This is a genomic window from Bacillus sp. LBA3-1-1.1, assembly GCF_040676495.1.
In the GTDB taxonomy this organism is placed as follows: domain Bacteria; phylum Bacillota; class Bacilli; order Bacillales; family Bacillaceae_G; genus Bacillus_A; species Bacillus_A nitratireducens.
This window is the reverse complement of sequence record NZ_JBEGIB010000007.1, coordinates 105,551-123,366: the sequence shown is the minus strand read 5'-3', so window position 1 is coordinate 123,366 and position 17,816 is coordinate 105,551. Positions and strand designations below refer to the sequence as shown.

General features: G+C 38.7%; 17 protein-coding genes. 13 read left to right on the top strand and 4 right to left on the bottom strand.

Features of this window, described 5'->3' with window-relative positions; genetic code table 11:
* Positions 1-225: 225 nt before the first annotated feature.
* A complete protein-coding gene (locus MRBLBA3_RS08320) occupies positions 226-1,179 on the bottom strand; it encodes a 1,4-dihydroxy-2-naphthoate polyprenyltransferase (protein ID WP_363380758.1) in 954 nt (317 codons plus the stop codon).
* A gap of 194 nt (positions 1,180-1,373) precedes the next feature.
* On the opposite strand from MRBLBA3_RS08320, the gene MRBLBA3_RS08315 reads away from it, so the two are divergent.
* From MRBLBA3_RS08315 to MRBLBA3_RS08275, 9 genes are all read left to right on the top strand, one after another.
* Positions 1,374-2,768 carry an isochorismate synthase gene (locus MRBLBA3_RS08315; RefSeq protein ID WP_363380756.1) on the top strand — a complete coding sequence of 465 codons (1,395 nt, stop codon included), beginning with the start codon at positions 1,374-1,376 and terminating at the stop codon, positions 2,766-2,768.
* Entirely contained in the window at positions 2,765-4,519 is a 1,755-nt protein-coding gene (gene menD / locus MRBLBA3_RS08310) for a 2-succinyl-5-enolpyruvyl-6-hydroxy-3-cyclohexene-1-carboxylic-acid synthase (protein ID WP_363380753.1), read from the top strand. The genes MRBLBA3_RS08315 and menD overlap by 4 nt, the downstream gene beginning before the upstream one ends.
* Positions 4,516-5,328, top strand: coding sequence for a 2-succinyl-6-hydroxy-2,4-cyclohexadiene-1-carboxylate synthase (gene menH / locus MRBLBA3_RS08305; RefSeq protein WP_363380750.1), 813 nt, complete (start codon positions 4,516-4,518; stop codon positions 5,326-5,328). Before menD ends, menH begins: the two co-directional genes overlap by 4 nt.
* A gap of 68 nt (positions 5,329-5,396) precedes the next feature.
* Positions 5,397-6,215 (top strand): 1,4-dihydroxy-2-naphthoyl-CoA synthase, encoded by an 819-nt coding sequence (menB, locus tag MRBLBA3_RS08300; protein ID WP_000963888.1) that lies wholly within the window; start codon positions 5,397-5,399, stop codon positions 6,213-6,215.
* 122 nt (positions 6,216-6,337) lie between these two features.
* Complete coding sequence (locus MRBLBA3_RS08295; RefSeq protein WP_363380800.1) at positions 6,338-7,783, top strand: o-succinylbenzoate--CoA ligase; 1,446 nt, start codon at positions 6,338-6,340, stop codon at positions 7,781-7,783.
* Positions 7,784-8,890, top strand: coding sequence for an o-succinylbenzoate synthase (gene menC / locus MRBLBA3_RS08290; protein WP_363380747.1), 1,107 nt, complete (start codon positions 7,784-7,786; stop codon positions 8,888-8,890).
* A gap of 104 nt (positions 8,891-8,994) precedes the next feature.
* The gene (locus MRBLBA3_RS08285) at positions 8,995-9,693 is read left to right on the top strand and encodes a response regulator transcription factor (RefSeq protein ID WP_363380744.1); all 699 of its coding nucleotides are present in this window, start codon (positions 8,995-8,997) and stop codon (positions 9,691-9,693) included.
* Positions 9,686-10,792 (top strand): HAMP domain-containing sensor histidine kinase, encoded by a 1,107-nt coding sequence (locus tag MRBLBA3_RS08280; RefSeq protein WP_363380741.1) that lies wholly within the window; start codon positions 9,686-9,688, stop codon positions 10,790-10,792. Before MRBLBA3_RS08285 ends, MRBLBA3_RS08280 begins: the two co-directional genes overlap by 8 nt.
* Before the next feature lie 82 nt (positions 10,793-10,874).
* Complete coding sequence (locus tag MRBLBA3_RS08275) at positions 10,875-11,735, top strand: M15 family metallopeptidase (RefSeq protein WP_363380738.1); 861 nt, start codon at positions 10,875-10,877, stop codon at positions 11,733-11,735.
* 178 nt (positions 11,736-11,913) lie between these two features.
* Here the strand turns inward: MRBLBA3_RS08275 and MRBLBA3_RS08270 are convergent, their stop codons facing one another.
* The 3 genes from MRBLBA3_RS08270 to MRBLBA3_RS08260 form a co-directional block, all read right to left on the bottom strand.
* Complete coding sequence (locus tag MRBLBA3_RS08270; protein ID WP_363380797.1) at positions 11,914-12,570, bottom strand: GAP family protein; 657 nt, start codon at positions 12,568-12,570, stop codon at positions 11,914-11,916.
* 13 nt (positions 12,571-12,583) lie between these two features.
* On the bottom strand, positions 12,584-13,342 hold the full coding sequence (locus tag MRBLBA3_RS08265) for a MerR family transcriptional regulator (protein ID WP_363380736.1): 759 nt from the start codon (positions 13,340-13,342) through the stop codon (positions 12,584-12,586).
* 110 nt (positions 13,343-13,452) lie between these two features.
* Positions 13,453-13,596, bottom strand: a complete 144-nt coding sequence (locus MRBLBA3_RS08260; RefSeq protein WP_363380733.1) for a hypothetical protein — start codon at positions 13,594-13,596, stop codon at positions 13,453-13,455.
* Positions 13,597-13,938: 342 nt separating this feature from the next.
* Here MRBLBA3_RS08260 and MRBLBA3_RS08255 point away from each other — a divergent pair, with 342 nt between their 5' ends.
* Genes MRBLBA3_RS08255 through MRBLBA3_RS08240 form a run of 4 tightly spaced genes read left to right on the top strand, consistent with a single transcriptional unit; the run spans position 13,939 to position 17,808 of the window.
* Positions 13,939-15,039 (top strand): amidohydrolase/deacetylase family metallohydrolase, encoded by a 1,101-nt coding sequence (locus tag MRBLBA3_RS08255; RefSeq protein WP_363380730.1) that lies wholly within the window; start codon positions 13,939-13,941, stop codon positions 15,037-15,039.
* On the top strand, positions 15,017-16,120 hold the full coding sequence (locus tag MRBLBA3_RS08250; protein ID WP_363380727.1) for a DgaE family pyridoxal phosphate-dependent ammonia lyase: 1,104 nt from the start codon (positions 15,017-15,019) through the stop codon (positions 16,118-16,120). Before MRBLBA3_RS08255 ends, MRBLBA3_RS08250 begins: the two co-directional genes overlap by 23 nt.
* A 1-nt stretch (position 16,121) precedes the next feature.
* A complete protein-coding gene (dagF, locus tag MRBLBA3_RS08245; protein ID WP_363380724.1) occupies positions 16,122-16,877 on the top strand; it encodes a 2-dehydro-3-deoxy-phosphogluconate aldolase in 756 nt (251 codons plus the stop codon).
* Entirely contained in the window at positions 16,870-17,808 is a 939-nt protein-coding gene (locus MRBLBA3_RS08240) for a sugar kinase (protein WP_363380721.1), read from the top strand. Before dagF ends, MRBLBA3_RS08240 begins: the two co-directional genes overlap by 8 nt.
* Positions 17,809-17,816 lie beyond the last annotated feature (8 nt).

Genomic DNA, 17,816 nt, shown 5'->3' with positions numbered 1-17,816 from the left:
TGGGAATTATGAGATGAATTTCAGCTTAGAAGTTGGTATATAAAAAAAGGAGCTGCGTAAGCAGCTCCTTTCTATCCCGCTATTTGCGGGCAGTAAAACTCCTACCTTAAAATTTGGCTGGAGCAAAGAAGTTAGGTGGGATTCGGACTGCCCGTAAACGCCCGATTGGTGAGGGCTAATAATCAGTGGGAGATGAACAAAACCCCCACTGATTAAAGTTTCACTTTATAGGAAGTATCCAAGCAATAATCCAATTCCCATTAGGAGACCGAAAATTGTATTTGTTTTTGCTGTTGCAATCATTGCAGGTACCATTTCCATTGGAATGCTTTTGCCGATAAAGCCTTTCGTCGCTTTAAATGCTTTCGGTGCACTTAAGAATACGATAAGCATCCATGGTGATACGATGTTAACGATGATTAATGCGATTGTCCAAATGTAGGATACGATGAACATAGAGGCAAGTACACCAACGGCTCTTTCGCGTCCAACGAGAATTGCTAACGTTTTACGGCCGTTTTCTTTATCGCCATCCAAGTCACGAATGTTATTAGCTAGTAAAATGGCACCAATTAAAATGGAGCTTGGAATAGATAGTAAAATGACTTCTGATGTTACAGTTCCAGTTTGAATAAAGAATGAAATCCCAATAATAATGACACCCATAAATAATCCTGCTGTTAATTCTCCAAATGGTGTATACGCAATTGGAATTGGTCCACCTGTATAAAGGTAAGCAACGGTCATACAAACAAGACCGATTGCAGCAAGCCACCAGCTAGAATTCATACAAATATAAACACCTAATAGTATTGCGATGCCGAAAAATCCAAATGCTAAGTTAAGTACTGTTTTAGGTTGAATGCCATCGCGAACGATAGCGCCGCCGATACCAACTGAACCTTCGTGATCGAGCCCTCTTTTATAATCAAAGTATTCATTAAACATGTTTGTTGCTGCTTGAATGAGAAGACAAGCAAGAAGCATTATAAGGAAAAGAGGGAGATGTATTTGATTTATACCTCCGACCTGCATCGCATACGCTGTTCCGATGAAAACAGGAACGAAAGCTGCTGTTAATGTATGGGGACGTAATAAACTCCACCAAATGCGCCAGCCTGTTTGTTTACTTGGCTTTGGCGCCGTAGGAGAGGAATTCGTTTCGACGTTCATTTCCATGTTGAATCCTCCTTAGGTCACATATTGTACACAATTAAGTGTAGAAAAAGCATCATTTAGTGTCAACGTTTATTTTCTAGGAAGAGAAGGTGAATTTCTCAGAAATGCTAAACGTTGACAGGCCTTTCGTTTGAGGTGTATCTTAAAATCAAGCGTAATTATGACTATTTTTCGCCCATAGGGGGGAGACAATTGTGATTCAAACGAAACAAAAAGGCTTACAAGAAGTTTTTGTTGCAGCCATTAAGCGTGCGACTGATGAAAAAATATTAGTTAGTTTTGTAAAACAAATAGATTGGGTGGATCCACTTCTGTTTTATGCAGCAGGAAAAAGGATTGCATTCGAAAATAGATGTTATTTTGCAGACCCAGCTCAGCATGTAATATTTGCTGGAATTGGCTCTGTTTTCACTATAGTAAATTCTTCTCACAAACGCTTTCAAACTGCTCGTGACGAGTGGGATAAAGTAAAAGAGAAAGCATTTGTGCAAAGAGAAGGATACGAATTTGGAACAGGTCCTCTTTTATTTGGTGGATTTTCATTTGACCAAGAAAAAGAAAAAACAGATCTTTGGAAAGAATTTGATGATACCACATTTTCACTACCAGCATTTTTATTAACTGTAAAAAATGAAAAAGCGTGGTTAACCATTAATAAGTTCGTTTCAGCTGAAGATTGCGCAGAAACTCTTTCTAACGAAATTATTTCTTTAGAAGAGAGAATTTTACAAGAAAGTAAATGTGCACTAGAAGGAGACAAACTAACAACTACTTCGAAAGTTGAAGTTGATCCGAAGGGCTGGATGAATGCGATTGGAAAAGTGCAGGATGAAATGAAGCAAGGGAACGTGCAGAAGGTTGTATTAGCAAGGGAGCTAAAATTGACGATGGATCAGCATATTGATTCCGCTCTTGCTTTAGAAGCGCTTCGCATTGGGCAACCGGATTGTTACGTATTTTCTTTTGATTATAAAGGAGCATGCTTCTTAGGGGCGACACCTGAGCGATTGATTCGAAAAGAAGGCGAGAAGTTTACATCGATGTGCCTTGCGGGTTCAATTGGTCATGGTAATTCTATAGAAGAAAGTAAACAAAATGGTGAGACGCTTCTTCATGATGAAAAGAATTTGGCTGAACACGGTTATGTAGTTAATATGATTCGAGGTGTGCTAAGTGAGCATTGTGAATCTGTTAATATTCCGGAGAGCCCAGGCTTATTAACGACGAAAAACTTAATCCATTTATATACACCAGTAGAAGCGAAAGGTGATACAAGTCTTTTAGCGATGGTAGAAGAATTGCATCCAACGCCAGCTCTTGGTGGTACACCTCGTCATGAGGCATTGAAATTAATCCGTGAGGTAGAGCTTTTAGATAGAGGATTGTATGGTGCACCAATTGGCTTTATAGATGATGAAGGAAATGGTGAATTTGCGGTTGCACTTCGCTGCGGATTATTAAATGGCGAGAAAGCATCCTTATTTGCCGGCTGCGGTATCGTAATTGATTCAGTAGCCCAGCTTGAATATGAAGAAACAAGTTTGAAGTTTAGACCGATGCTTGGTGCCTTGGAGGAATTAATGAAATGAACAATCATATAGAAGCATTATCATATTATTTAGGCGCGTTCGTGGATGAACTGACGCGTCTAAATGTATGTGATGTTGTCATTAGTCCTGGCTCACGGTCAACGCCGATTGCCTTACTAATGGAACAACATGAAGGAATGAAAACATATTTACATGTAGACGAAAGATCAGCAGGATTTTTTGCGCTTGGTATTGCAAAAGCAAAAAAACGTCCTGTTGCACTATTATGTACGTCAGGAACGGCAGCAGCGAACTATTATCCAGCTGTATGTGAAGCTTTTCATTCACGAGTGCCGCTTATCGTGTTAACGGCAGATAGACCGCATGAATTAAGAGATGTGGGTGCACCACAGGCGATGAATCAGTTTAATTTATACGGTACTTTTGTGAAGCAATTTACAGAGATGGCACTTCCAGAAGCGAGTGAAGCGATGTATCATTACGCTCGCATGACGACGCAGCGTGTGATAGCAAGTGCCTGTTTAGCGCCGCAAGGACCTGTTCATCTTAATTTTCCAGTTCGCGAGCCGCTTATACCGGATTTCTCATTAGAAAGTTTATGGGATAAAGGGCGTGGTGAATATACAGGAGTAGTTCAGCAAGGGAACGTGACGATGCCGAGTGAATATGTAGATTCTCTTGTAGGGCGCCTTTCACATATGGAAAAGGGGCTTATTATTTGTGGAGACGACAGTCATCCAGAAATCGCAAAAGTTGTTATGAAAGTAGCTGAGAAAACAGGGTATCCAATTTTAGCAGATCCACTTTCTAACATTCGTAGTGGTAATCATGATAAAACGATGGTTATAGATTGTTACGATACATTTTTACGAAATGAACTGTTAAAGGAAACGTGGAAACCAGAAGTTATTATACGCTTTGGTGGAATGCCTGTTTCTAAAGCATTAACGCAGTTCATCAAAAAACAAACGAAAGCAGTTCATATCGTTGTTGATGAATCCGGTCAATGGAGAGATCCAGCTCTTGTTGCGACAGAAGTTGTACAAGCAAGTGATGTTGATTTTTGTAGGACATTAATAGAGAGAATGCCAGTTATGAAAACGAATGATTGGTCCAGAATGTGGAAACATATAAACGAGAAAACGAAGGAAGCGCTTCGTGAAATGGAAACATATGAAACTGCATTTGAAGGAAAAGTCATTACGGATATTGTTCGTGTATTACCAGAAGGCGCAACGTTATTTGCGAGTAATAGTATGCCAATTCGCGATACAGATTCATTTTTCTTCACATCGGATAAAAATATTCAAGTGATGGCAAACCGTGGTGTAAATGGTATTGATGGAATCATTTCAACAGCTTTAGGAGCGAGTATTATTTGTGATCCGCTCGTATTAGTGATTGGTGACTTATCATTTTATCACGATTTAAACGGGTTATTGGCCGCAAAGTTACATGAGTTAAATATAACGATTGTTGTTGTAAATAATGATGGCGGAGGTATTTTCTCATTCTTACCACAATATGAGAAAAAGGAACATTTCGAATCCTTATTTGGAACACCAATTGGACTTGATTATGAGCATGTTGTCAAAATGTACGGTGGTTCATTTAGCCGTGTAAATGGATGGGAAGACTTCCGAGAAGAAGTACAAACTGGAACGACAGCGAAAGGATTACACGTTGTGGAAATTTGTACGAATCGCGAAGAAAACTTGAAATTACATCGTGAATTATGGGCGAAAACAATAGACGTTATCACTACATCTTTGCAAGGTGAATCAAAATGAAAGTAACGCTGCAAGGTGTATCGTGTGAATATGAAGTAGTCGGAAGCGGAGAACCACTTCTACTTCTTCATGGTTTTACGGGAAGCATGGAAACGTGGCGTTCTTTTATTCCTTCTTGGAGTGAGCAATTTCAAGTTATTTTAGTAGACATTGTTGGGCATGGAAAAACGGAAAGTCCTGAAGATGTGACTCATTATGATATTCGAAATGCGGCGCTACAAATGAAAGAACTACTAGATTATCTTCATATTGAAAAAGTACACATACTTGGCTATTCAATGGGCGGTAGATTGGCGATTACGATGGCATGTCTATATCCAGAGTATGTACATTCTCTTTTATTAGAAAATTGTACAGCTGGGCTTGAAAGTGAAGAGGATAGAAAAGAGCGTCGTGAAAAAGATGAGCGACTTGCCGATAAAATTGAGCGAGCAGGCATCGAAAGCTTCGTAACGATGTGGGAAAATATTCCGCTGTTTGAAACGCAAAAATGTTTAGCTAAAAACGCACAAGAAGCGGTGCGAAAAGAACGATTTGCTAACAATCCAAAAGGGCTTGCAAATAGCTTGCGCGGCATGGGAACAGGGGCTCAGCCTTCATGGTGGAACGAGCTGCAAAACTTAAAAATGCCTGTTCTTTTAATGAACGGGGCGCATGATGAAAAGTTCTTTCGCATATTAAAAAACATTGAAAAATGCGTCTCTAACGCGAAATTTGTCAAAATTGATGGTGCTGGCCATGCAATTCATGTGGAACAACCGGAAAAGTTTGATACAATAGTAAAGGGATTTCTAAAAACTATGCAGTGATGCTTTTTTCAGCAAGAAGGAAGTTGCACTTATAGAGGAGATCAGAAATATAAAAGGAGGTAATAGTAATGGCTATTGAATGGGTAAAAGAAGGCAATTACGAAGATATTATTTATTCAACATACAATGGTATCGCAAAGATTTCGATTAACCGCCCTGAAGTACATAACGCATTCCGTCCTAAAACGGTAATGGAGTTAATCAATGCTTTTGCACACGCTCGTGATGATGCAAATGTTGGCGTTATCATTTTAACAGGTGAAGGTGGACGTGCATTCTGTTCTGGCGGCGACCAAAAAGTTCGCGGTCATGGTGGATATGTAGGTGACGACCAAATCCCACGTTTAAATGTATTAGACTTACAACGTCTAATTCGCGCAATTCCTAAACCAGTTATCGCAATGGTAGCAGGTTATGCAATCGGTGGAGGACACGTACTTCATATCGTGTGTGACTTAACAATCGCTGCAGACAACGCTGTATTCGGACAAACAGGTCCTAAAGTAGGAAGCTTTGACGGTGGATACGGAGCTGGTTACTTAGCTCGTATGGTAGGTCACAAGAAAGCTCGCGAAATTTGGTACCTATGCCGTCAATATAGTGCACAAGAAGCTCTTGATATGGGCTTAGTAAACACAGTAGTACCATTAGAAGAACTTGAAGCAGAAACAGTACAATGGGCACAAGAAATCTTAGCAAACAGCCCAATGGCACTTCGTTTCCTAAAAGCTGCATTCAACGCAGACACAGACGGTCTAGCTGGTATTCAACAACTAGCTGGAGATGCAACGTTATTGTACTATACAACTGACGAAGCAAAAGAAGGTCGCGACGCGTTCAAAGAAAAACGCAGTCCAGACTTCGGTCAATTCCCTCGTTTCCCGTGATCAAAAGCGGAAGCGGCTCGCGCACAATGTGAGACGCAACCAAAAGATCAAACCGGAAACAAAACAACTAAGAGACTTGATGTCATATCAAGTCTCTTTCTTTCATGAAAGGAGAATGAATGATGGAGACGATGCCTAATTGGTTAATGCAACGTGCATTTTTAACGCCAGATCGCACTGCAATTGAAATTGAAGAGGAGAACGTTACTTTCGTGCAGCTGCATGAAAAAGTAGTATCTGTTTGTGAACATCTTTCGCATGTAGGAGTGAAGAAGGCGCAAAAGGTGGCTGTTCTGATGAAAAATGGTATAGAGATGATTACAGTTATTCACGCCCTATCTTACGTAGGTGCAGTGGCTGTGCTTTTAAATACGCGTCTTTCAAGAGAAGAGCTACTTTGGCAAATGGATGATGCTGAAGTTGTTTGTTTAGTGACGGATCAAGAGTTTGGGACGGAAAATGTTCCGGTATGTTCATTTGCTGAAGTGATGCAAGGACCGAAGGCGGAAGCATCTATACAAGAAGAATTCTCTTTAGAAGAAGCGATGACAATTATTTATACGTCTGGGACGACAGGAAAACCGAAAGGCGTTATTTTAACGTACGGTAATCACTGGGCAAGCGCAGTCGGTTCTTCGCTTAATTTAGGGCTTCGTGATGATGATTGTTGGTTAGCTTGTATGCCAATGTTCCACGTTGGCGGGTTATCTCTTTTAATGAAAAATATTATGTACGGTATGCGCATTTTACTCGTTCCGAAATATGATGCTGATTTTATTCATAAAGCACTTCAAACGAGAGGCGTTACGATTATTTCTGTCGTTTCTAAAATGCTAACAGATCTATTAGAACGACTTGGAGAAGAGACATATCCATCTTCTTTACGATGCATGTTACTTGGCGGGGGACCAGCACCGAAGCCGTTATTAGAAACGTGTGTGGAAAAAGGAATTCCTGTGTATCAAACGTACGGTATGACAGAAACGTCGTCGCAAATTTGTACGTTATCAGCAGATTATATGTTAACGAAAGTAGGATCGGCTGGAAAACCACTATTTCAATGCCAACTTCGTATTGAAAAGGACGGCGTAGTTGTGCCGCTCCGTGCTGAAGGTGAAATTGTTGTAAAAGGACCGAACGTAACAGGTGGCTATTTTAACCGTGAAGATGCGACGCGCGAAACAATTCAAAATGGCTGGCTTCATACTGGTGACCTCGGTTATTTAGATGAGGAAGGATTTTTATATGTATTAGATCGCCGTAGTGATTTAATCATTTCAGGCGGGGAAAATATATATCCAGCTCAAATTGAAGAAGTATTACTCTCTCATCCGGCGGTAGCGGAAGCAGGTGTTGTTGGTATGGCTGACGATAAATGGGGGCAAGTACCAGCTGCTTTTATCGTGAAAACTGGTGAGGTAACAGAAGAAGAAATTCTTCATTTTTGCGAGGGGAAATTAGCAAAATATAAAGTGCCGAAGAAAGCATGTTTCTTAGAGGAATTACCACGAAACGCTTCGAAAAAATTGTTAAGACGAGAGTTAAGACAATTAGTGGAGGAGATGTAAGTGGAAATCAAAAAAGCGACACTTTATATAACGGAAATGCCCCTTGTCATTCCGTTTGCTGCAAGCTACGGGACTTACGAAAAGCGTGAGAGTATCGTCATTGAATTAGAAGATACGGATGGGTGCATTGGATTTGGGGAAGTCGTTGCGTTCTCTGAACCGTGGTATACGGAAGAAACGGTGAAGACAGCGCTGCATGTACTTCAGGATTTTTTAATACCTGATTTATTGAAAGCTGAAATTTCTCATCCGAATGAAGTATCGTCTTTGTTCCAGCATATAAAGAGAAACCGAATGGCAAAGGCAGGAGTTGAAGGGGCCATTTGGGATTTATATGCGAAGCGTCAAAAGAAGTCGTTAGCGACGTTACTTGGTGGAACTAAATCTGAAATTGAAGTCGGAGTTGTGATTGGGATTAATACGATTCCCGTTATGTTAAAACAAATCGAGAAGTACGCAGAAGAAGGATACGAGCGCTTTAAAGTGAAAATAAAGCCAGAGCAGGACTACGAGTTATTGAAAGAAATTCGTAAAGAATTTCCGCACATTCCATTAATGGCTGATGCGAATTCAGCGTACACGTTAGCTGATACTGAAAAGTTGAAACGGTTAGATGAATTCCAACTTATGATGATTGAGCAGCCTTTAGCGGATTACGATTTTCTTGATCATGCAGAGTTACAAAAGAAAATTGAAACACCGATTTGTTTAGATGAAAGCATCCACAGTCTAGAAGATGCACGTGTTGCGATTACGCTTAGTAGTTGCCGCATCGTTAATATTAAACCAGGGCGAGTGGGCGGATTAACAGAATCGGTGCAAATCCATAATTATTGTATGGAGCATAACATACCAGTTTGGTGCGGCGGTATGGTAGAGATGGGGATATCACGGGCACAAAACGTTGCGCTTGCTTCACTGCCGAACTTTACGATTCCAGGAGATATATCTGCTTCTAGTAGACACTGGGAGAAGGATATTATTTCACCGGAAGTGATGCTTGAAGGCGGAAAAGTAATGGTGCCACAGAGTGTTGAACGTGATTATGCAGTAGACCGCGGAAGACTGGAAGAGATCACGAAGCAGCGGATTGTGTTTGAAAGATGAAATAACAAAGGTTACTCTTACGGGTAGCCTTTTCGTATTGTACAAATTGGATAGACTAGTTTACAATCGAGCGTATGAAAACGGAATGAGGTAGGGGGAGTAAAATGAAGCGCATTTCAATTTTAATAGCTGATGATGAGGCAGAAATTGCTGACTTAATTGAGATACATTTAGAAAAAGAGGGTTACCACGTCGTTAAAGCAGCTGATGGAGAAGAAGCCATGCATACTATTCAAACGCAGCCAATCGACTTAGTGGTTTTAGATATTATGATGCCGAAAATGGATGGTTATGAAGTGACGCGTCAAATTCGCGCAAAACATCATATGCCAATCATTTTCTTAAGTGCGAAAACATCTGATTTTGATAAGGTGACAGGTCTTGTACTAGGTGCAGATGATTATATGACGAAACCTTTTACGCCGATTGAATTAGTCGCACGTGTAAATGCACAACTACGCCGCTTTCTTACGTTAAATCAGCCGAGAATGGAAGAAAGTAAATCAGCTTTGGAAATAGGTGGAATTGTTATTGATCCTGAGCGAAGAACAGTAAATGTATACGGAGAGCAAATTGAATTAACACCAAAAGAATTTGATATTTTATATGTATTAGCAAGTCATCCGAAGAAAGTGTACAGTGTGGAAAATATATTTCAGCAAGTATGGGCAGATGATTATTATGAAGGCGGAAATACAGTTATGGTACATATCCGTACTTTGCGGAAAAAACTTGGAGAAGATAAAAGAAAGAATAAGTTAATAAAAACAGTGTGGGGAGTAGGGTATACTTTCAATGGCTAAAAAGATGAGAAGCTTTCGCTCGAAGATGGTTATGCTATTTGCGTTAAGTATGGTATTTGCAGCTGGCGTAACGTATTTCATTTATGAAGGATTACGGATTTACTATAAATTAGCAGTTCATTATGAGGATCCTCTAGCTCAATTTCGTTCGGTTATAAGAGGGATTGGGGATATTACTTTCTTTTTACTAATATTTATCCCTCTGTCTATTATGTTTTTTTTCTTCCTTACTAGACCATATTTAAAATATTTTGATGAAATTTCAGACGGGATTCATCATCTGGCGAATGGGGATTTTACAAATCAAGTTCGCGTTTTATCAAATGATGAGTTTGGATATATCGCCGGCGAAATTAATGTAGCGAGTGAAAAATTAAAAGAAGCAGTGGAACGAGGAGACTTTGCAGAGAGTAGTAAAGACCAGTTAATTGTTAACTTAGCCCATGATTTAAGAACGCCACTAACATCTGTGTTAGGATATTTAGATTTAATTCTTAAAGATGAGAATTTAACGAAGGAACAAATTAAACATTTTTCTACGATTGCATATACAAAATCGCAAAGACTGGAAAGTTTAATTGATGAACTATTTGAAATTACACGTATGAATTATGGCATGCTAAAGCTAGATAAAAAGCAAATTGATATAAGTGAATTACTCATACAGTTAGATGAGGAATTATATCCGCTATTAGAGAAACATCATTTAGAAGCTAGGCTGAATGTTGATCCTAATTTACCGATTAATGGTGATGGGAAATTGCTAGCTAGAGTATTTGAAAACTTGTTAACAAATGCCGTTCGATACGGATGCGATGGACAATTTGTTGATATGAATGGGTATATCGATAATGAAGAAGTTGTTGTACAAATTATAAATTACGGAGATAGCATTCCAGAAGAAGATTTACCGTATCTTTTTGATGTGTTTTATACAGGTGATAAATCGAGAACAGAGGACCGTGGCGGAACAGGCCTTGGACTATTTATCGCAAAAAATATTATCGAGCAGCATGATGGTACGATTTCTGCTGAAAGCAATGTTATTAGAACGATATTTGAAGTGAGATTGCCAAAAGAAGAGAGTGAAACAATTTAATAAAAATTTAAACTTTACCCCACTTTTTATTTTAATAGTTTTTTCTATTCTATACGTAAGTTACGTTAAGGAGGAACTAGAAATGAAAAAGTGGGTATTTATTTCTCTTTTTATAGTATGTACAGCATGCGTAGGCTTTTATATATCACCATTATTTCAAAAGGAGATCGACGTTAAAATTGCAGAAAAAGATAATAAAGTAAAAGCCGCGAACACTGAAAAGATAGAGGTTACAAAGGAACAAATTTATAAAGGTGACCTATTATTAGTTAATAAAAATTACCCAGTAAAAAAAGATAGTATTAGGTCTGATATTATAAATGTAAATCACAATAGTGAATTAGTAAGAGGTTACGTGATATTTGATAGAAATCTTCGCTTATCAAAGGGTGTTGTAAAAAAGTTTTTAAACGTTGTCGATGCAGCTGGAAAAGATGGAGTACAGCATTTCTTAATGAGTAGCGGTTACCGAGATTTTCAAGAACAAAGTAAATTATATAAAGAAATGGGATCGGATTATGCACTACCAGCAGGATATAGTGAGCATAATTTAGGATTATCACTCGACGTTGGATCTACGCAAAAGAAGATGGAGAAAGCGCCTGAAGGAAAATGGATTGAAGAGGACGTATGGAAGCACGGATTTGTTTTACGTTATCCGAAAAATAAAAGCGATATTACAGGCATTCAATATGAGCCGTGGCATATACGTTATGTCGGCTTACCTCACAGTGCCATTATGCAAAAAAAGAAAATTACATTAGAGGAATATTTGGACTTTTTAAAAGAGAAAAAAGAAATTTCAACGAATGTAGAAGGGAAGCAATATACGGTTTCTTATTATAAAGTGTCCGGGAACAGGAAAGTGAATGTTCCGGTAAATAAACAGTATGAAATTTCGGGGAATAATATGGATGGGGTTATTGTGACGGTTCAGGAGTAGGAGTTTCTTTAAACTAGAAGAATGGGTACAATTCTTCTAGTTTTTGTTGTGTAAAAAGACAATACAGTTGTTTAATTTTAAAACTTAAAACAAGCATAACCCCGTTCTAAATTTAGGACGGGGTTAAAATATAGTTGTTTGAAAAGCTAAGGTGTATTTAATACTTTGGTTAAACACCTTACAAATAATCCAGGCTATTAAAAATCAGGATGAGTCCCACTATACACATAATCCATGAAAGAGCCGATCCTGTATTATTAGTGATTTTCACTCGAAGCTTCTCGAGAGATGTTTGCATCCACCACCCAAACAGGAGATAGAAGAGAAACAGCAAGAGGGACGGCAACACCATGATAAAGTTGTATCCAGCTAAAATAGAAGACCATTCCACCCACGATAGATTAGAAGTAGTCATTATACCAATTGCTGCAAAATAAGGAAATGCAGCACCTACTTCAATTAATGAAGTAGTGAATCCTAGAGCAACTATTGAAAGAATGCTATTGGATTTTGGGGCAGGTAGGTCTGAACTTTTCTTTGTTGGAACATAAAAACTTGCTATTAACAATATCACCCCAATAATAAAGAACGTCCAGCTTACGATTCGATTTTGAAATACGCCAGAAATAATCTCAAGCAAGAAATCTAATCCTAACATAAGTGAAACTCCAACAGTAAAATAACAGCCTGCTATCGTTAATAAATAAACTAATAAACGTTTAGTAAGTCTCTCTTTATCTGTTAAAAGCAAATATATTGTTACCCCCAATGTGGCAGGGCTTAGCGTGTCTAATAGAGCCAATCCCCCTATTAGGAGAAGTAGTTCTGTAGTCATCATTATTTCCCCCTTATTCCGGTTGGGGATTATTTTTTTTAGCCATAAAAATGGCATTTGCCTGATCCATAAATTCAAGCAAATCCTGGTCAATTGGATATAAGCTCAGTTTCTCTGATTGCTTGGACGACAGCCTTATTTCCCACAGCTTATTTAAAAATTCATCTTCACCTTCAAACTCCTCTAAGCGCTTTTCGTCCATCCTTCTAATGATATTTTGGACTTTGGCTGCTTTTGGGCCGTCCTCCATATAACGCTTTAACTGACCTATTAGAGCAATCCATTCGAGTGAATCAGGGTTGTCACTCGTCATATTGGGAACCTTTTCCCATAATTTTATTTCCCTATCTTTAAAGATAGATTCACGATAATACTGCTGCATTTCTTTATCTTTACTAGATAGTTTCATAATCTTCTGAATTGCGATTTGGTTTTCTTCCCCTTCTATTGCAATTCCAAGTATCAATTCCCGTATGGATAACTCTATTTTCTTTAAGTTTTCCTGTTCTTTTATTACAAAAGATAATTGACTCTTTAAACTATCCGACCAATCCCATTCACTGGAAGCGAGCATATTCTTAATCTCATGTAACGAAAATCCAATCTTTTTTAAAAATTGAACCTGCTGTAGTTTTTTTATTTCTTCATTTGTATATAAACGATGGCCGCCCTCTGTCTTGGATGCGGGTTTTAATAAGCCGATTTTATCGTAGTAACGCAGTGTTCTTACTGTAACACCTGTCAACTCCCCAACCTTATTAATGTGTATCAACTGATAAACCTACCTTCCTGTACGTTAAGACTCTACCATTAACAACTGTTATATTCATTCTATCTTATCATCTTCAGTTCTCACTTGTTCTTACCAAGAATCTTTATTACTTATTCTTCTTTACGAAAAAAATTCTGAAGTAAGTAACCGATTCCCAAACCAATCAGTACACCTGGAAGTGCATGATTCATTGTCAGTCCAATGCCTGCACCTATAATGACACACCCATAAATAATAATATCTTTCTGTTTCATCTATGAACCTCCTAAGTTTTTATTACATTTATCCCGCAAAAGTCCGATTGGTGAAGGTTAATAATTAGTGGGGGATGGACGAGACCGCCACTTTATTTCGAGAGCACTAAGTAGTTACTAAATAGTATATAAAATAACCTAACGTCAACTTCAAGCATTTATTTTCTTTTTTAATTTATAATCTTATTTAACAGAACGAAATGATTTACCATTAAACATTATAACGTTATATTTACTTTTCGTTTTTTTCGTGATACTCTAAATATGTGAAAGAGATATAAAAAATGAAACTTTAATGTAAGCGTATTCTTATGGCTTCTTATAGAAAAGGGTGGAAATACAATGACAGAACGATTCGTACTACGTAATGTGAAACGTGTGAACGGGGAAGAGATTGACATTGTAATTGAAAATAATAAAATCGCACAGGTGACGAAAGCTGGTGCTGGCGAGGGTGGAAAGATTCTTGATTACTCTGGTACTTACGTATCGAGTGGTTGGATTGATTTACACGTTCATGCTTTTCCAGAGTTTGATCCGTATGGCGATGAGGTGGATGAAATTGGCGTTAAGCAAGGAGTAACGACAATTGTTGATGCGGGTAGCTGCGGAGCTGATCGTATTGCAGATTTAGTACAAAGTAGAGAGCAGGCAAAAACGAATTTATTTGCCTTTTTAAATATTTCTCGCATCGGTTTGAAACGAATTGATGAATTATCCAATATGGAATGGATAGATAAAGAGAAAGTAATAGAAGCAGTAGAAAAGTATAAAGATGTAATCGTTGGGTTAAAGGCGAGAATGAGTAAAAGTGTCGTTTGTGATAGTGGAATTGAACCGCTACATGTTGCACGCTCTTTATCTCGTGAAACATCATTACCGATTATGGTACATATCGGTTCAGCCCCTCCTCGCATTGAGGAAGTTGTACCTCTTTTAGAAAAAGATGATGTTATTACACATTACTTAAACGGGAAAGAAAATAATTTATTTGATGAAGAAGGCAAACCGCTATCTGTGTTACTAAATGCAGTGAAACGCGGTGTTCATTTAGATGTTGGGCATGGTAATGCTAGTTTTTCTTTTAAAGTAGCAGAGGCGGCGAAGCGTCACGATATTGCCTTTAATACAATTAGTACAGATATTTACCGAAAGAATCGTATACACGGTCCAGTGTATAGTATGGCTCATGTTCTTTCGAAATTCCTTTACTTAGGTTATCCGCTAGAAGAAGTAATTGATGCGGTGACGAAAAATGCGGCAGAGTGGCTGAAAAAACCAGAGCTTGGCCGTATTCAAGAAGGCGATATTGCAAACTTAACTTTATTTACGGTGAAAGATGAACCGATTACGTTAATTGATTCAGAAGGGGATCAGCGCATTGCTGAAAGAAGAATTGATACGAAAGGGGTTGTAATCAATGGGTCATTCATTGAATGCTAAGTACGGATTAAAAAGAGTGATTAATGCGAGCGGTAGAATGAGTATTTTAGGTGTATCCGCTCCGGCAAATACAGTTATGGATGCGATGAAACATGGTGGACAAAATTATGTGGAAATTGCAGATTTAGTAGATAAAGCAGGAGACCATATTGCGAGAATTCTAGATTCGGAGGCAGCGGTCGTTGTGAATTCAGCATCGAGCGGAATTGCGCTTTCTATCGCTGGGATCGTTACAGAAGGAAATCGCCGCAAAAGTGAAAGACTTCATCAAGAGGTCATCGCGAAAAATGAAGTGATTATGTTAAAAGGTCATAACGTTCAATACGGTGCGCCTGTTGAAACGATGATTTACTTAGGCGGGGGTAAACTTGTAGAAGTTGGCTATGCAAATGAAGGGAAAGCAGAGCATATTGAAGATGCGATTGGTGAAAATACAGCAGCAATTCTGTATGTGAAATCCCATCATGCCGTTCAAAAAAATATGATTTCTGTTGAAGAAGCATGGGAAGTTGCGCAGCGAAATAACATCCCACTTATCGTCGATGTGGCAGCTGAAGAAGATATTCAAAAGTACGTGAAGTATTCAGACCTTGCCATTTATAGCGGTTCAAAGGCGATTGAAGGACCAACTTCTGGTATTGTCGGCGGGAAACGAAAATATATCGAGTGGCTGAAAGTACAATTACATTGCATCGGAAGAAGTATGAAAGTTGGGAAAGAAACAACTTTCGGTTTACTTCAAGCACTTGATGAGTACGGAGTAAAAGAAGATAAGAGTGAGCAAGAAAAAGAGTTATTACAAGTACTTATGCCGCTAAAAGAATTAAATGGTGTAAATGTAACGATCGTTCAAGATGAAGCAGGAAGAGCGATTTTTAGAGCGCGTATTCACATTAACGAGAACGAGTTAAATAAATCAGCAAAAGACGTTGTAACAGCATTACGAGAAGGGGAAATCGCAATTTACACACGTGATTACGGAGTAAGACAAGGATTCTTTGATATTGATCCACGCCCACTTCAAGGTGATGACATACATGTAATTGAAGAAAAAATGAGAGAAATTGTAGGGGGAAACTAAAATGACAAACATTCAAAAACGTTTTTATAAAGGCCGCGTAGCATTAAATGTATTAGCGAACAATATTGAAAATGCGAAAGATATTTTTGAAGCCGCAGAAGGTTATGTAGTAGTCGGTGTGTTATCAAAAGATTATCCGACAGTAGAAGAAGCAGTAACTGCGATGAAAGCATACGGAAAAGAAATTGATGACGCTGTATCAATCGGACTAGGAGCAGGAGATAATCGTCAAGCGACTGTTGTAGCTGAAATTGCGAAGCATTATCCTGGTAGTCATATTAACCAAGTGTTCCCTTCAGTTGGAGCGACACGTGCAAATCTAGGCGGAAAAGATAGCTGGATTAATAGTTTAGTATCACCAACAGGAAAAGTAGGGTACGTAAATATTTCTACTGGTCCAATTAGTGCAGCTGGGGAAGAAAAAGCAATCGTTCCAATTAAAACAGCAATCGCACTTGTACGTGATATGGGCGGAAATTCATTGAAATACTTCCCAATGAAAGGTTTAGCTCATGAAGAAGAATATCGCGCTGTTGCGAAAGCATGTGCGGAAGAAGGATTTGCATTAGAGCCAACGGGCGGAATTGATAAAGAAAACTTTGAAACAATTGTGCGTATTGCGCTAGAGGCAAACGTAGAGCAAGTTATCCCGCACGTGTACTCTTCTATTATTGATAAAGAAACTGGTAATACGAAAACAGAAGATGTTCGTGAGTTATTAGCGGTAGTGAAGAAGTTAGTTGATCAATATGCGTAAGAAAATTGCAGCATTCGGTGAAGTGATGATGCGCCTGCAAGTACCAGGATATGAATTATTATCGCAAGCAAACACATTAAATTACTCATTTTCTGGTACAGGTGTGAACGTTGCAGCAGCACTTTCTCATCTAGGGCATGAAGGTTTTCTTATTTCAAGAGGCGGTAAATATGTCGGCATGTACTTTTTAGAAAATGGATTTGGTGCACGTGCAAGCCGCGTTACATATTCAAATCGATTAGAGAGTAGCTTCAATACGGCATGTGAAGAGATGTACCAATTTGAAGAAATCGCCAAGGAAATTGATATCGTTCATTTTTGCGGGATTACACTTGCGATGAATGATACGGTGCGCCATCATATGAAATCTTTAGCGAAAGCAGTTAAAGAAAGCGGAGGCACTGTCGTTTTTGATTGCAATTATCGTCCATCTCTTTGGGGAGAAGACGGATATGAGCAGGCGAAACCACATTATGAAGAAATGCTGGCTCTTGCTGATATCGTTATGATGAACGAAAAAGATGCAATGTTCGTTCTTGGAATGAAAACAGAAGAGACGGAGCGAGAAGCACAACTTGTGGATCTTATTCCAAAAGTGGCTGAAACATATCGTATCGCTACAATTGCTGGTACACATCGCTCTATTAATAGCGATAATACACACTCACTTCGCGGGTTTATATGTAAAGATGGTGCGTTCACTTTTGCAAAAACACTTACGTTTTCTGTATATGATAGAATAGGTGCTGGAGATGCTTATACGAGCGGGATTATTCATGGCGAGATAGAAGAGTTTGCACCAGAGAAAGCTGTTTCATTTGCGTCAGCAGCTGGAATGCTTGCACATACAATCGTCGGTGATACGCCAATGTCATCAGAGAAGGATATACTTCGGGCAATGACGGCATCAGTAGGTGATGTAGAAAGGTAGTGGTGTAA